The sequence below is a fragment of the Actinospineispora spinosispora DSM 44797 genome (genome assembly GCF_000429025.1).
Lineage (GTDB): Bacteria > Actinomycetota > Actinomycetes > Mycobacteriales > Pseudonocardiaceae > Pseudonocardia > Pseudonocardia spinosispora.
This window is the reverse complement of record NZ_KE386833.1, coordinates 523,164-538,090: the sequence shown is the minus strand read 5'-3', so window position 1 is coordinate 538,090 and position 14,927 is coordinate 523,164. Positions and strand designations below refer to the sequence as shown.

Sequence of the window (14,927 nt, the reverse complement as noted above, 5' to 3'; positions counted from 1 at the left end):
GATCGGAGATACCGGTCACCGCCGCACGCCGAGGCCCCGGACGCTGAGTAGTGTGCCCATCACCGCGGTGATGCGGGCCTGCGCCCCAGCCGCCGTGGAGCCTGACATTTCGCGGATCGGAAGGATTCCCTGTGGCACGCTCCGTCAACGTCACCGTCACTGGTGCGGCGGGTCAGATCGGCTATGCACTGCTGTTCCGGATCGCCTCTGGCCAGCTTCTCGGCCCGGACACCCGGGTCAGTCTGCGCCTGCTGGAGATCCCGCAGGCGGTGAAGGCCGCCGAGGGCACCGCAATGGAGCTCAACGACTGTGCCTTCCCGCTGCTGGACAGCATCGACATCACCGACGACGCGAAGAGCGCCTTCGACGGTGTCAACATCGCGCTGCTGGTCGGCGCCCGGCCCCGCACGAAGGGCATGGAGCGAGGCGACCTGCTCGAAGCCAACGGCGGCATCTTCAAGCCGCAGGGCGAGGCCATCAACGCGGGTGCGGCGGACGACGTCCGCGTGCTCGTGGTCGGCAACCCGGCGAACACCAACTCGCTGATCGCCCAGTCCAACGCCCCGGACGTACCGGCCGAGCGGTTCACCGCCATGACCCGGCTGGACCACAACCGGGCGCTGGCGCAGCTGGCCGCCAAGCTGGGTGTGACCGTCTCGGACATCAAGAAGCTCACCATCTGGGGCAACCACTCGGCCACCCAGTACCCGGACCTGTTCCACGCCGAGGTCAACGGCCGCAACGCCGCCGAGGCCGTGGGCGACCAGGACTGGCTGCGCGACACCTTCATCCCCACCGTCGCCAAGCGGGGCGCGGCGATCATCGAGGCCCGTGGCGCCTCGTCTGCGGCGTCGGCCGCCGGCGCGGCGATCGACCACGTGCACGACTGGGTGCTGGGCACGCCGGACGGCGACTGGACCTCGATGGCCATCCCGTCGGACGGCTCGTACGGCGTGCCGGAGGGCCTGATCTCGTCGTTCCCGGTCGTCTGCAAGAACGGCAAGTACGAGATCGTCCAGGGCCTGGAGATCGACGACTTCTCCCGCGAGCGGATCGACGCCTCGGTCCAGGAACTCACCGAGGAGCGCGACGCGGTCCGTTCCCTGGGCCTGATCTAGCCACGTGAGCGGCAAAGCCGCCCACCCCACGTGAGTGGCAAGGGCGCCTACCCCGGAGGGGCGCCGAAGGCGTAGGCGCTCGGAGCACTCACGACAGCTTTTCCGTCGTGAGTGATCCGGGCGCCTATAGGCGCCCTTGCCACTCACGAGTCGACGGCGCAGCCGAGATGCCTTGGAGCCGGGTACGAGGCGGAGCGCTAGGGCCTGTCAACGACCCACTGGGTAACCGGCATCGCCGGGCGCCAGCCGGTGAAACCACCGATCGGGGCCGCGCGCTGGATCTCGATCCGGGTGAGCGAACCGCCGTGGTCGGCGTAGGCGGCGGCAAGCACCGCCTCGGCTTCCACCGTCACGGCGTTGGCCACCAGCCTTCCGCCTGGTCGCAGCGCTGACCAGCACGCGGGCAGGACTCCCTCTGCCGTGACGCCGCCGCCGATGAAGATCGTCGAGGGGGTCTCGAGGCCGTCGAGCGCCTCGGGAGCCCTGCCCACCACAACGTCGAGGGCCGGTACGCCCAGCGCGGCGGCGTTGCGGCCGATGCGTGCGGCCCTGGTCTCGTCGTGCTCCACCGCGATGGCCCGGCACGTCTGGTCCGCTCGCAGCCACTCGATGGCGATGCTGCCCGCGCCCGCCCCGACGTCCCACAGCAGCTGTCCGGGCAGTGGCTCCAGCCGGGCCAGGGTGAGTGCACGGACCTCACGTTTCGTCAGCTGGCCGTCGTTCTCGAAGACGTCGTCGGGAAGCCCGGGGACCGTCGAGAGGCCTCTCGTTCCCGGGTCCGCGACGCAGTGCACCGCGACGACGACCAGCGGATCGCCCTCGGGGCCGTCCCAGCCCTCCGCCCGCCCTTGGGTCACCCGCTCGCCCGGGCCGCCCAGCTGTTCGAGGACCGTCAGCTCGCTCGCCCGGTAGCCCAGCTCGGCGAGCACCTTCGCGACCCGCGCCGGTCCGTGCTCGTCCGGACTGAGCACCAGAATCCGCCGGCCGGGCGCGACCACCCCGCGCAGCCGGTCCCATGACCGACCGACCGCGCTGATCACCGTGACCTCCTGGATCGCCCAGCGCAACCGAGCGCAGGCCAGGGAGACCGAGGACTGGTGCGGGACGACCTCGATCCGGTCCGGCCCGAGCACCCGGGACAGGGTCGAGCCGAGGCCGAACAGCATCGGATCGCCGCTGGCCAACGCACACACGCGTCTGGACCCGAGCCGGTCGAAGAGGTCTGGCAGGGCAGGCAGCATGGGGCTCGGCCAGCGGATGAGCTCGGCGTCGACCGGGTCGAGCAGCTCCAGCTGCCGGGCGCTGCCGATCACCACGTCAGCGTCGGTCACCGCCCGCCGCGCGGCCGGGGACATCCCGGTCCACCCGTCGGCGCCGATGCCGACCACCAGAACAGGAGACTTCGAGCTGTCCGCGACCACGACCTCATCGTGTCATCAGGCCGCGCGGTGGCGAGCGGTCGGCTTCAGGTCGTCACCTCCGTCGTGCTGGATGCCGGAGTGCCGGACCATGACCGCGCTGATGGAGCGGTCCTCGAGATGCTCCGGCAGGTCCCCGGCCATGGTGTCCGGGCTTCCGTTCGGATGGTGGCGGACCATCGCCCTGGTCAGCGCGAGCAGTGTGACGAGTCCGAGGACCGCGACGCCGTGCGACATCAGGCGCGAGCCACCCACCTTGCCGCCGAGCAGATCGACGACGCTCAGCGTCATCACCCCGCACACGAATGCGGCCACCAACGGCACCAGGCCCCGGGTGCGGCTAGGGCTGACGGCCGCGCACAGGAACCCGACCGCGAGGGCCAGGTTCCACGCCGAGCTCTCGTGCGAGAAGTGCAGGAGTGTCGCACCGTCGACACCCGCGGGCGCATCGTCGTGGCCGGCGCTGGACAGCAGCTCACCGGTGACGAGTCCGAGCTGACCGACGCCGATCGCGGCGAGCAGCACTCGCAAGGAGGTCAGCCAGTCGAACCGGGTGACCGAGGACCGCTCGGCGATCACGTCCCGCAGCGCCACGCTCAGGTCGGCCAGCGGCTCGACCAGCTCGGTCCTGGCCATGCGGGTGACGTGCGCCGAACGCTCGGCGAACCGGGCGCACTCGAGGCATTCGGCCAGATGGGCCTGTACCAAGAGCCGTTCCTCCGCTAGTTCCTCACCGTCCAGCATCGCCGACAGCGCGTCCCGACAGCTCGCACACCTCATACCGGTGTTAGTCGCTCGACGCGGCCCCATGGTTCCGGCTTGTTCACGCGATGCCCGTACGCTCCGTTGCTGTGGCCGGTGGTATCCGCGACGACGACGTGACCAGACTCGCGCTGGCCGGCGCCCGAGGCGATGCCGAGGCGACGATCAGGTTCGTCCAGGCCACCCAGCGCGATGTCCAGCGGTTCCTCTCCGGGCTCGTCGGCTCCCGCGAAGCGGAGGACCTGGCCCAGGAGACCTATCTGCGCGCGCTTCGCTCGCTTCCCCGGTTCGCCGGCCGGTCATCGGCCCGGACCTGGCTGTTGTCGATCGCGCGCAGAACCGCCGCCGACCACATCAGGTCCATCGTGCGCAGGCCCCGGGCTGGCTCGTTCCCCGGCTGGGAGCTGGTCGCCGAGAACACCGAACCGGTTCCCGCCGTCGAGGAGCGGGTGCTGTTGCGCGAGCTCGTGCTGGCGCTGCACGCGGACCGGCGCGAGGCGTTCGTGCTGACCCAGATGCTCGATCTGAGCTACGGCGAAGCCGCGACCGTGTGTGGATGTCCGGTCGGGACGATCCGTTCCCGGGTCGCGCGAGCTCGCGCCGATCTGGTGGCCGCGTTGGACAACGGAGCCTCCGCGTCGGGCTCGGCGGTGTTCGACGAAGACGACGACCAGCTGGACGCGGCGGGGCAGTAGCCACCCCTCGATGCGCACCGACCGGGTGAAACAGGGCCCGTTTGACCCTATGGGATGAACCACGAAAGGCCTGTTTGTTGCTCATTCAACCAACAGAGTGTGCGGATTTCTCCTAGTCTGCCCACATGGCGTGGACGACGAAGGACATCCCGGACCAGCACGGCCGGACGTTTGTTGTCACCGGGGCCAACAGCGGCCTCGGGCTCGTCAGCGCCACGGCACTGGCCGCCGCCGGCGCCAAGGTCATCTGCGCGTGCCGCGACGTCGAGAAGGGCCGCGCGGCGATCGCGGGGCTCCCCGGCACGTTCGAGGTGCGCGCGCTCGATCTCTCCGACCTGTCCTCGGTAGCGGCGTTCGCGCTCGATCTCGACGAGCCGATCGACGTACTGGTCAACAACGCCGGGGTGATGGCGCCGCCGCGCAAGTACACGGCGGACGGGTTCGAGCTGCAGTTCGGCACCAACCATCTCGGCCACTTCGCCCTCACCGCCCGTTTACTGCCCCGCATCACCGACCGCGTGGTCACGGTGTCCAGCTTCATGCACCGTATCGGCCGAATCCGGCTGGACGACCCCAACTGGCAGGGCGGCTACCAACGCTGGCTGGCCTACGGCCAGTCGAAGCTCGCCAACCTGATGTTCAGCTACGAACTGCAGCACAGGTTGTCCTCAGCAAGATCACGATTACGTTCGCTGGCGGCCCATCCCGGCTATGCCTCGACTAATCTCCAGTCACACACCGAGTCGTTGCAGGATCGACTGATGGGCGTCGCTAACATGATCTTCGCGCAGTCCGCCGCCATGGGGGCCCTGCCCGTTCTGTGCGCGGCGACGAAACCGGACCTCCTCGGCGGCACATACCTGGGCCCAGGTGGCCCCGGCGAGATGCGCGGCCATCCCAAACCGGTCGGGTCGAGCGCGGCATCGCGGGACCGCCGGGTTCAGAGTGGCCTGTGGGACCTCTCAGAACAGTTGACCGGTGTCCATTACGAACTGCAATCCTTGTCCTGATTGTTAGATTCCCTTGAAGAGGAACCCGATCGACGCCGAAAATGGCCAAGAACCTCATCCTATCGGGCGATATAGCACACCAAACAGTCCGTATTCAGCAGTCCAGGCTGCGTAGAATGACGCGCCCGCAGCCCGAGGAGCCAGCCGTGATTGCCCACTTCGACGCCGGTCCGACCGCCGTGCCGAGCGCACGCCGTGGATGGCCCGCGCCGACCCTTGCCACCGCCGCGGGTACCGACAACGGCGGAACGGACAAACTCGCCGCAAGGGTCGCCAGAGATATCGAGATGGACATCAAGCGGATGAACTGGCCGGTCGGCCGAGTTCTCGGCTCGGAGTCCGAACTGCGGGAGCGCTACCAGGTCAGCAGGGCGGTGCTACGGGAGGCGATTCGCCTCGTCGAACACCACCGCGTCGCCGCGATGCGACGCGGGCCCGCCGGCGGCCTCGTCGTCCAGGCTCCCGACGCCGGACCGGCGACCAACGCCATGGTCGTCTACCTCGAGTTCGTCGGAACGACCGTCGAGCACGTTCTCGCCGCCCGCATGCTGATCGAGCCGCTCGCGGTCGCACTCGCGGCCAAGCGGATCAACGAGGCAGGCATCCCGCTGCTGCGCAGCGTCGTCGCCGAGGAGATCGGCGCCGGCTCCGCCGCCGACGCGACGGTTCGACACCAGATGCACCTGGTGCTGGCCGAGCTGTCCGGCAACCCCGCGCTGCGACTGTTCGTGGACGTCCTGCTGCGGCTCACCGACCGCTACGCGCGCGGCGTGCTCAGCAAGCTTCCCGAGGGCGACCACCCCGCGCTCACCGAGTCGAGCAAGGCACACCAGGCGCTGGTGAACGCCGTCGTCGCGGGTGACTTCGCCCGCGCGGAGTACCTGTCGGGCGAGCACCTGGAAGAGTTCTCCAAGTTCATCCTCGGCTGGCACCCCGAGTCCGTCGAGGACGTGCCCTCGATGATCTGGGGCGGCGGCGCACCCGGCCACACCCAGGACCAGAAGCTCGCCGAGGTCGTCGCCCGCCGGATCATGGTCGAGATTCACGACGGCGGCTGGCCGGTCGGCTCGGTCATCGGTTCCGAGAGCGCACTCCTCGACCGGTTCGAGGTCAGCAGGGCCGTGCTGCGCGAGGCGGTACGCCTGCTGGAGTACCACTCGGTCGCGCGCATGCGGCGAGGCCCCGGCGGTGGACTGGTGGTCGCCAAGCCCGACCCCAGCGCGAGCATCGACGCGATGGCCCTGTACCTGGACTACAAGGGCATCGAGATCGAGCACCTGCGAGCCGTGCGCGAACGCGTCGAGCTCGGCTGCCTCGAGTCGGTCGCGGCACGCGCCGGTGAACCCGAGGTCGTCCGCAGGCTCCGGGCCGCGCTGCAGTTCGAGGCGAACATCGGCCAGGCGCCCACGTCGGAACACCACCTCGACGAGCTCCCGCACCTGCTGCACCTGGAGATCGCCGAACTGTCCGGCAACCCGGTGCTGTCGCTGTTCCTGCGCATCCTGACCACACTGTGGGCCCGCAACTCGCTGGCGTCCCCCGAGACGGCGGAGCCGACACCGGAGAACAGCTGCTCCGGCGAGAGCGTGGAGTCCGCGCACCGCAGCGTGGTCGACGCCTTGATCGCGGGCGACGGTGACCTGGCTAGGCACCGCATGGTCCGCCACCTGGAGACCTTCCCCCAGTGGTGGCAGTAATTTTCGGGCTGGCTTCTTAGGCCTGTTCCGCGCTCAAAATCCTGAAGAGGCCCCCTTCGGGGGCCGTCTTCAGGATTTTCGGCCTTCGGCCCAAGCGCGCGCTTGTTGTCGCCCTGGGAGCCGCCCTGGCAGTCGGGCGGATTGGTTGCGGACATCCACTACGCCGGCCTTCGCCGGAACTCCTATCGGAGCTCTTGGGGAGCTGACTGTGTGGGTGGCGTGGTCCGGTCCGGTCCGGTCCGGTTTTTCATGATCACCACGGTGTGGTGGCTGAATTTCCGCGCGGATTCAGCCATGGAGCCGTGGTGATCATGGAACCGTCACGCCGCGCACCCTGTGGTCACGCCGCGCGATGTGCACGTGGCGCGGTGTGGTCGGTGGGTGCGCGGTGTGGCCGATGTTGATCACCTGGCGGGCGCGCTGCACCCCAGGGGACGCGGCGCAGCCGTGGCCCGGTGGGCGCGCAGACTGCCCCCGTCCCCGCGATCCTGGCCCGCACTTGGCGTGGTCGGGCGGTGTCAACCCGGAACCCTCGCCCCCGAACGGCGTGCAACCAGGAACGGGTGCGAGGCCGGCGCCAGCGGGGGGTTGATCCCGCCCGACCACGCCAAGACACTGAATGGCCAGCGGGGACACCCCGAACCAGCGGGACAACCCGTGTACCCCGAGGCCAGCGGGGACACCTACCGCAACAGACGCTTGTAGAGCTTTCCGTTGTCCTGGCGGGGCAGCGCCTCGGTGAACTCCACGACCCTGGGGCACTTGTAGTGCGCCAGCCGGCTCCTGCAGTAATCGATCAAGGCGGCGGACAGCTCCGGGGTTCCGGCGTTCGGATCGACCAGCTGGACCACGGCCTTCACCTGCTCCCCCATCTCCGGATCGGGAATCCCGATCACGGCGGCGTCGGCGACCGAGGGATGCATGGTCAGCACGTTCTCGGTCTCCTGCGGATAGATGTTCACCCCACCTGAGATGATCATGTTCGACAGCCGGTCGGTGAGGTACAGGTAGCCGTCCTCATCGACGTGACCGACATCCCCGAGCGTGCTCCACCCGTCCCGCGCGTAGCTGCCGGCCGTCTTCTCCGGAGCGTTGTGGTATTCGAACCGCGGCCCGTCCGCGAAGTACACGGTGCCGGTCTCCCCGACGGCGACGGACGCGCCGTCCGGGTCGAGGATCCGTACCGAACCGATCACCGCTCGCCCCACCGAGCCGGGATGTGCCAGCCACTCCGCTGAGGAGATCAGGGTGCTGCCGTTGCCCTCGGTGCCCGCGTAGTACTCCCACAGGATCGGGCCCCACCAGTCGATCATGCGGCGCTTGAGCTCGACCGGGCACGGAGCGGCGGCATGCACGACCGATCGGAGGCTCGACACATCGGCGTGGGCGAGCACCTCGGTGGGCAGCTTGATCATGCGGATGAACATCGTCGGCACGAACTGGGCGTGGGTGACCCGGAAACGCTCGATCAGCCGAAGTGCGTTGTGAGCGTCGAAGCGCCGCATGACCAGCACCGTCCCGCCCACCCGGTGCACCGCCATGGTGTAGCCGAGCGGCGCCGCGTGATACAGCGGCGCCGGGCTCAGGTAAACGACGGACTCGTCGTAGCCCATCAACTCGAACATGGCGCGCAGCCGGAACCCGCTGCCGATAGGGCCCAGAGCCAGGGGCCGTTTGACTCCCTTGGGCCGACCGGTGGTGCCCGAGGAGTAGAGCATCGTGTCGCCCTCGCACTGATCGGCCAGCGGGCCGTCCGGCACCTCGGCGAGTGCGCTCTCGTAGTCCTCGTGGTCGCCACCGACCTCGACGGCCGCACGGTCCACCATCAGCCGCCGGCGGACATTCGGCGTGGTCGCGACGATCTCGGACGCCAGCTGTGCCATCCGGGCCGAGGTGAACAGGACCGCCGCCTCGCAGTCGTCGACCACATACCCGGCTTCCTCGACCCCGAGGTGGGTGTTCACCACCGTTACGTACAGCCCGAGGCGCTGCGCGGCCCAGCAGACCTCGAAGATCTCGGCCCGGTTCTCCATCAGCACCGCGATGTGTCGCCCGGGGGTGAGTCCCTCGGCACGCAACAGCAGTGCGACCCGGATCGAGCGACTGTCCAGCTCCGCGTAGCTCAGTCGTTGAACCTCTGCCAGTTCCTCGTCCAGGACGATGACCGCCGGTTTGCCGGGAGCGGATCGGGCCCAGCCGGAGGGAAACTGCGCATCGGTCTCGCTCTGCTGCAGCGCCACCGCTGGGACGCTACCTCGTGCGAAGCGGTTCGGCGCGGCGTCCGGCATTGAGCTGGACACCGCGGACCGGCCCCGGGCACGCTCCGCCGATGGACACCGACAAGTCATCCGCGTTCGGCGAGCGCCTGCTGGACCTGGTCACGGGCAACGTCCTGACCCTGCTCATCGCGATCGGGCATCGGACCGGCTTGTTCGACGCGGTGGCCGAAGGTCCGGCCGACGCCGTGGACCTCGCCGTCCGGGCCGGTCTGGACGAGCGCTACGTGCGGGAGTGGCTCGGGGCGATGGTGACCGGCGGGATCCTGTCCTACGACGCGGCGACCGGCCGGTACTCACTGCCCGAGGAGCATCGGCCGTTCCTCACCGGAAGCGGGGTCGGCAACATCGGCCCGGCGGCCGGCATGCTGGCCAACCTGGGTGTTCTGCTCCCCCAGGTGCAGCGGTGCTTCGTCGAGGGCGGCGGGGTTCCGCATTCCGCGTTCGCCTCGGTCGCGGGCGCCACGCTCGGCGAGCAGTGGCAGCGGGTGTATGACGAGCAGCTGGTCAGCGGGTTCCTCCCGGTCGTACCGGGCCTGGTCGACGGACTCCGGTCCGGGGCGAGGGTGCTCGACCTGGGCTGCGGTACCGGACACGCCATCAACCTGATGGCCCAGGAGTTTCCGGCGTCACGCTTCGTCGGGCTCGACCTCTCCCCCGATGCGATCGCGCTCGCCGAGGCGGAGCGCGCGTCGAGGGGGCTGGCCAATGCCTCGTTCACGGTCGCCGACGCGACCACCCTCGCGACCGACGGTTCCTTCGACGTGATCACCGCGTTCGACGCGATCCACGACCAGCGGGAACCCGACGAGGTGCTGCGACGGATCCGGGGCGCACTCACACCGGACGGCGTCTTCGTCATGGTGGACGTGAACCTGTCCAGTGACCTGGAGAAGAACCTGGGCAACCCGTTCGCCGCGCTGAGCTACGGGGTCAGCCTGCTGTACTGCGTGCCGACCTGCCGCGCGGACGGCGGTGCCGCACTCGGCGCGCTGTGGGGACGCGAGCTGGCCGCGCGCATGCTCGCCGACGCCGGGTTCGACGACGTGCGGTTCCACGACTCGCCCCGGCCGCAGAACTATGTGGCGGCCTGCCGATTCGGACGAGCCGTGTCAGAGTGGGCCGGTGGTTGATGATCGCACCCCGGTACTGATCGGTGTCGCTCAACGGTCGGTTCACGTCGAGGCCGACGAGGTCGGCCGGGTCGGCGAACCGGCGCTGATGACCGCCGCCGCGCTGCGGGACGCCGAGGTGGACAGCGGCGGCCGTGACGTTCTGCGCAGGGCCACCGGTCTGTGGGTGGTCGACCCGCTCTGCTGGCGTTACCGCGACCCGACCGAGCCGGTGGCGTCGGCGCTCGGCATCGACCCCGCGCACCGGCTCCGCTCCGGGGTCGGCGGTGAGACCCCGTTGACCATGGTCAACCGTGCCGCCGAGGCCATCGCGGCAGGCGAGCACGACATCGTGCTGGTGGCGGGCGCGGAGCTGATGCGCAGCAGGAAGCTCGCCCGTTCCCGCGACATCAGTCTCGGCTGGACGCGGCAGCCGGACTCGACACCCGAACCGGAGATGCTCGCGGCCGGTTCGCCGTTCGTGTCCGCAGACCCGGTCCATCCCGCCGAACGCGCGGTCGGCCTGAAGCCTCCGGTCTCGTACTATCCGCTGTTCGAGAACGCGTTGCGCGCCAAGACACGACGCACCATCGAGGAGCACACGGCGGCGCTCGGCAGGCTGTGGAGCCGGTTCTCCGAGGTCGCCGCCACGAACCCCGACGCATGGCGGCCGACGGTCTACTCGCCGGAGGACATCACCACGGTGGGCCCGGACAACCGCATGATCGGCTTCCCCTACCCGAAGCTGATGAACGCCGACATGGGCGTCGACATGGCGGCCGCCGTCATCGTCAGCTCGGTCGGCGCGGCGCGAGCCGCCGGTGTGCCGCCCGAACGCTGGGTCTACCTGTGGTCCGGCGCCTCGTCACACGACCACTGGCACGTCGGTGAACGGGTCGATCTCGCCGAGTCGCCCTCGATCGCGGCCAACGGTCGCGCGGTGCTCGCCTCGGCAGGCGTCGCCGTCGAGGACGTCGCGCACCTGGACCTCTACTCCTGTTTCCCGTCGGCGGTCCAGGTCGGTGCGTCGGCACTCGGTCTCCCGATGGACGACCCGGACCGTCCGCTGACCGTGACCGGCGGCCTCACGTTCGCGGGCGGCCCGGGGAGCAACTATGTGACCCATTCCCTCGCCACGATGGTGGGCCGGCTGCGGACCGAGCCGGACACGACCGGTCTGGTGACCGGCAACGGCTGGTTCCTCACGAAGCACTCCATGGCGCTGCTCTCCGCGCGGGCGCCCACCGCTCCCTTCCGGTACCTCGACCCCCAACCGGAGGTGGATGCCTTGCCGAAGGTGGAGATCGCCCTGTCCTTCCACGGCCCCGCGACACTCGAGACCTACACCGTGCTGCATGCGCGGGACGGCGGTCCGGAGTTCGCGGTCCTCGCCTGCCGCACGCCGGACGGTCACCGGGTGTGGGCACGGTCCGAGTCCACCGACCTGCTCCCCGAGTTGATGACTACCGAGCTCATCGGCACGAAGGTCACCGTCGACAGCAGCGGTCCGCACCCGGTCGTCACCGCATGAGCGGCGACCACGCTCCGCGCCGAGGCCCCCTCGACGGAATCGTCGTGGTGGCGCTCGAACAGGCCGTCTCCGCGCCGCTGTGCACTCGTCATCTCGCCGAGCTCGGCGCCCGGGTGATCAAGATCGAGCCGCCGGGCAGAGGAGATTTCACCCGCGACTACGACGACGTCGCACGCGGCCTCGCCGCACACTTCGTGTGGGTCGGCAGGGGCAAGGAGTCGCTGACGCTCGACCTCAAGTCCGAGCGCGGCATCGAGCTGTTGCACCGTCTGCTGGCGGGCACCGATGTCCTGGTCTCCAACCTCGGGCCGGGCGCGATGGGCAGGCTCGGGCTCGGGGCGGAGCAGCTCGAGGAGCGCTACCCGCGCCTGGTCATCATGACGATCTCCGGCTACGGCACCGGCGGCACCCTGGACCAGAAGCGGGCCTACGACCTGCTCGCCCAGGCAGAGGCCGGCTCGTGCGCGATCACCGGTTGGCCCGGACAGCCGGTCAAGCCGGGGATCCCGATCGCGGACGTGGGTACCGCGATGTACGCCTACTCGTCGATCCTCGCCGCCCTGTACGACCGTGAGCGCACCGGCCGAGGTGCCGCGATCGCGGTCAGCCTGTTCGACACCGTCGTCGAGTTCATGGGGTACGCGCTCAACCATTCCCTGCACAGCGGACACGACCAGCCACCGAACGGCATGAGCTCGCCGTCGGTCGCACCGTACGGCGGCTACCCGACCTCCGACGGCGAGACGGTCGTACTCGGCACGACGAACGACTCCGAGTGGCGCCGCCTCGCGGGTGGCCTGCTCGGGCGACCCGACCTGGCCGACGATCCCCGTTACGCGCGCAACGCCGACCGTCTGCGGCACCGCGACGAGATCGACGCGGAGATCACGGCGTGGTGTTCCCAGCGCACGCTCGCCGACGTCCAGGCCCAGGCGGATGCGGCCGGGATCGGGAACGCCCGCTACAACATGCCGGCCGACGTGGTGTCCCACACACATCTGAGAGAACGCGATCGATGGCGTGATGTCGACTCTCCGGTGGGCACGCTCCCGGTGGTGCTGCCCCCGCCCGTGATCAGCGGATGGGAACCGACAATGGGTGCGATACCCGATATCGGCGAACACACGGACACTGTTCTTGCTGGTCTGGGAGTTACCTCTGAAGAAATTGAGATCTTGCGTCAGCAACGGGTGATCTGAGGCGTACCCAGAATTACCACTGCTCCGACGGGAGTACCCTCGTGGGCAAGGCAGTCGGCCTCCCTGTTCGGCAGCGAGCTCTCAGGCCGATGACCCACGATCAGTAACGTTTTCAGTCGGATTGCGTTGGACAAAGTAAGCCTGCCCTTCGCAAGCTAGAGAGAGTCTCACAGGGGAGTAACAGCTGTGCCACGCGTCTTCGACAAGATCGACTCAAAGGATATTGCGCTCTGGGGCAATCACACGGTGAAGCTCCAGCACAACCTCGGCGAATCAGAACTGTTCTCCGACGAGTCGCTTGCCAACATCGTCGAGTCGATCGACCCGAAGCACATCGACATCACCACCATGGGTGAGGACGTGTCCACCTGGGGCCATGTCGACCGTGCCGGGCAGCCCGGTGCCAGTGTCCTCGAGGCCGTCCGAGGCGGTCGCGTGTGGATCAACCTGCAGGCCATCGAGCAGGTCGACCCGCGCTTCAAGGACCTGCTCGACCAGATGTACGGCGAGCTCGAGGGCACCCTGCCCGACTTCAAGACCTTCAAGCGCAAGCTCGGCATGCTGATCTCCTCGCCGACCGCGCGGGTCTTCTACCACTTCGACGTGCCCGGTCAGGCGCTCTGGCAGATTCGTGGCCGCAAGCGGATCTGGATCTACCCGCCCACCGAGCCGTTCCTGCCCTCGACCGAGGTCGAGAACGTCGTGCGCAGCCTCGCCATGGAGGACCTCTCCTACGAGCCGTGGTACGACGACTACGCCGAGGTCTACGACCTCGAGCCCGGCCAGATGCTGCACTGGGCGCTCAACGGCCCGCACCGTGTCAGCAACCTCGACGGCTTCAGCGTCTCGCTGACCACCGAGCACTGGACCAGCGAGATCCGCCGGTCGTACGCCATGCACTACGGCAACGGCATCCTGCGCAACGCGGCTCACCTGAACCCGAAGTCGCGTTCGCTCGACGGCCCGATGTTCTGGGCGAAGGTCGGCCTGACCGCCGCTTGGCGCAAGAGCGGGATGGACGCCAAGCAGGGCTACCAGCGCAAGCTCACCTACAAGATCGACCCGAGCGCGCCGCTCGGCGTCGTCCCGCTCGACGAGAGCGAGCAGAAGCAGGCCGCGCGCCTCGGCGGCTGATCCACGCTCCACACGACGGCGGGCCGTGCTCATGCACGGCCCGCCGCGTCGCGACCGGCGGGTCTACCCGCTTGCCGCCGGGTACGCGAGGCCGGTCGCGGTGATCGCCGGACGTCCGCGTGGATCCAGGATCTCGGCACGGGCGGTGCGCAGGCGACGACCGCCGTGGACCTGCTCGGCCGTACCGGTCAGGTCGGCGTTCATGCCGGCTCCGCGCAGGTAGTGAACCTCGACGTCGTGGCGCAACGGCGTCCGCTCCCCCGCCGCGTCCGGCTGGTCCAGCAGCGGCATGAGCATGCGGTCGACCAGCAGCCCCATCACCCCGCCCTGCACCGCGCCGCGAGCGTTGCCGAGCCGGCTGCCGGTTCGCGCGCGCATCGACACGGCGGCGGCCTCGACGGTCAGCTCGACGTCGAGCTGACCGTCACTGTCGCTCCCGTCCGGCGCCGGTTCGGGTGTCCGGTGCAGCCAGTGTTCCGGCGCGGGGATCACCGCGCAGCGAGTGTCGAAGGTGGCGAGCAGCCGGTCCTCGGAGTCACGGACCTCGCCCCGGCTGGTGCCGTCCTCGGCGTCGACGTCATCGACGGTGCCGACGCAGGTCACCCACCCCGAGCCCGGCCACCACGACGCCACCTGGTGCATGGCCAGCCGCAGCGTCGTGATGCCCCGGTCCTCCGGCAGCGTCGAGCTGATCGACACGCCGAGCGCGCAGTCCGCGAGCACCCACAGCGGTCCTCCGCACCGGGTGTCGGCCTGCTCGGTCAGTGACCGGGCCGGCATCCGCGCGACCGCCCGCCCTGCACCGACCCCGACGAGTCGAACCTGAAAGACGTCGTGCACCGGTGCGATCGGTATCTCGCGGTCGATCAGCGAGCGGAGCCTGTCGAGTCGCACGCTCATCCGGCGCACCTGGGCATCGAGATCACCGCTGCAGTCAATCATCCCGCTCGACCGGAACTAAATAGCGCGTGCGTT

The 14,927-nt window shown here is 69.3% G+C and carries 12 protein-coding genes; 8 read left to right on the top strand and 4 right to left on the bottom strand.

What is annotated here, in order from left to right; all coding sequences use genetic code 11:
• The first annotated feature begins 131 nt into the window (after positions 1–131).
• Entirely contained in the window at positions 132–1,118 is a 987-nt protein-coding gene (locus G406_RS0126135) for a malate dehydrogenase (RefSeq protein WP_028936034.1), read from the top strand.
• Positions 1,119–1,315: 197 nt separating this feature from the next.
• Here the strand turns inward: G406_RS0126135 and G406_RS0126130 are convergent, their stop codons facing one another.
• Together G406_RS0126130 and G406_RS50045 are read right to left on the bottom strand one after the other, a co-directional pair.
• Positions 1,316–2,539, bottom strand: coding sequence for a bifunctional cobalt-precorrin-7 (C(5))-methyltransferase/cobalt-precorrin-6B (C(15))-methyltransferase (locus tag G406_RS0126130; RefSeq protein WP_028936033.1), 1,224 nt, complete (start codon positions 2,537–2,539; stop codon positions 1,316–1,318).
• A 15-nt stretch (positions 2,540–2,554) separates the two neighbouring features.
• A complete protein-coding gene (locus G406_RS50045; RefSeq protein WP_051342706.1) occupies positions 2,555–3,316 on the bottom strand; it encodes a zf-HC2 domain-containing protein in 762 nt (253 codons plus the stop codon).
• A 71-nt stretch (positions 3,317–3,387) separates the two neighbouring features.
• Here G406_RS50045 and G406_RS50040 point away from each other — a divergent pair, with 71 nt between their 5' ends.
• The 3 genes from G406_RS50040 to G406_RS50035 all read left to right on the top strand — a co-directional run bounded on the left by G406_RS50040 (position 3,388) and on the right by G406_RS50035 (position 6,700).
• Complete coding sequence (locus G406_RS50040) at positions 3,388–3,993, top strand: sigma-70 family RNA polymerase sigma factor (protein ID WP_245607218.1); 606 nt, start codon at positions 3,388–3,390, stop codon at positions 3,991–3,993.
• 125 nt (positions 3,994–4,118) lie between these two features.
• The gene (locus tag G406_RS0126115) at positions 4,119–5,003 is read left to right on the top strand and encodes an oxidoreductase (RefSeq protein WP_028936032.1); all 885 of its coding nucleotides are present in this window, start codon (positions 4,119–4,121) and stop codon (positions 5,001–5,003) included.
• Positions 5,004–5,149: 146 nt separating this feature from the next.
• Positions 5,150–6,700 (top strand): FadR/GntR family transcriptional regulator, encoded by a 1,551-nt coding sequence (locus G406_RS50035; protein ID WP_211241256.1) that lies wholly within the window; start codon positions 5,150–5,152, stop codon positions 6,698–6,700.
• A 683-nt stretch (positions 6,701–7,383) separates the two neighbouring features.
• Here G406_RS50035 and G406_RS0126105 read toward each other — a convergent pair.
• Complete coding sequence (locus G406_RS0126105; RefSeq protein WP_245607217.1) at positions 7,384–8,940, bottom strand: acyl-CoA synthetase; 1,557 nt, start codon at positions 8,938–8,940, stop codon at positions 7,384–7,386.
• Between the two features lie 89 nt (positions 8,941–9,029).
• Between G406_RS0126105 and G406_RS59440 the strand changes: the two genes are divergently transcribed.
• The 4 genes from G406_RS59440 to G406_RS50025 all read left to right on the top strand — a co-directional run bounded on the left by G406_RS59440 (position 9,030) and on the right by G406_RS50025 (position 13,952).
• The gene (locus G406_RS59440) at positions 9,030–10,109 is read left to right on the top strand and encodes a class I SAM-dependent methyltransferase (protein ID WP_051342705.1); all 1,080 of its coding nucleotides are present in this window, start codon (positions 9,030–9,032) and stop codon (positions 10,107–10,109) included.
• The gene (locus G406_RS0126095; RefSeq protein ID WP_037078443.1) at positions 10,102–11,619 is read left to right on the top strand and encodes an acetyl-CoA acetyltransferase; all 1,518 of its coding nucleotides are present in this window, start codon (positions 10,102–10,104) and stop codon (positions 11,617–11,619) included. The genes G406_RS59440 and G406_RS0126095 overlap by 8 nt, the downstream gene beginning before the upstream one ends.
• A complete protein-coding gene (locus G406_RS0126090) occupies positions 11,616–12,818 on the top strand; it encodes a CaiB/BaiF CoA transferase family protein (RefSeq protein WP_028936029.1) in 1,203 nt (400 codons plus the stop codon). Before G406_RS0126095 ends, G406_RS0126090 begins: the two co-directional genes overlap by 4 nt.
• A 246-nt stretch (positions 12,819–13,064) precedes the next feature.
• The gene (locus G406_RS50025; protein WP_051342704.1) at positions 13,065–13,952 is read left to right on the top strand and encodes a cupin domain-containing protein; all 888 of its coding nucleotides are present in this window, start codon (positions 13,065–13,067) and stop codon (positions 13,950–13,952) included.
• A 63-nt stretch (positions 13,953–14,015) separates the two neighbouring features.
• On the opposite strand, the gene G406_RS54565 is transcribed toward G406_RS50025, so the two are convergent.
• On the bottom strand, positions 14,016–14,852 hold the full coding sequence (locus G406_RS54565; RefSeq protein ID WP_156935175.1) for a PaaI family thioesterase: 837 nt from the start codon (positions 14,850–14,852) through the stop codon (positions 14,016–14,018).
• Positions 14,853–14,927 lie beyond the last annotated feature (75 nt).

Excerpts from the sequence above, each read along its gene's own strand:
- G406_RS0126090 (WP_028936029.1), top strand. The coding sequence starts at position 11,616 with ATGAGCGGCGACCACGCTCCGCGCCGAGGCCCCCTCGACGGAATCGTC.
- G406_RS50045 (WP_051342706.1), bottom strand. The coding sequence starts at position 3,316 with ATGAGGTGTGCGAGCTGTCGGGACGCGCTGTCGGCGATGCTGGACGGT.
- G406_RS0126115 (WP_028936032.1), top strand. The coding sequence starts at position 4,119 with ATGGCGTGGACGACGAAGGACATCCCGGACCAGCACGGCCGGACGTTT.
- G406_RS59440 (WP_051342705.1), top strand. The coding sequence starts at position 9,030 with ATGGACACCGACAAGTCATCCGCGTTCGGCGAGCGCCTGCTGGACCTG.
- G406_RS54565 (WP_156935175.1), bottom strand. The coding sequence starts at position 14,852 with ATGAGCGTGCGACTCGACAGGCTCCGCTCGCTGATCGACCGCGAGATA.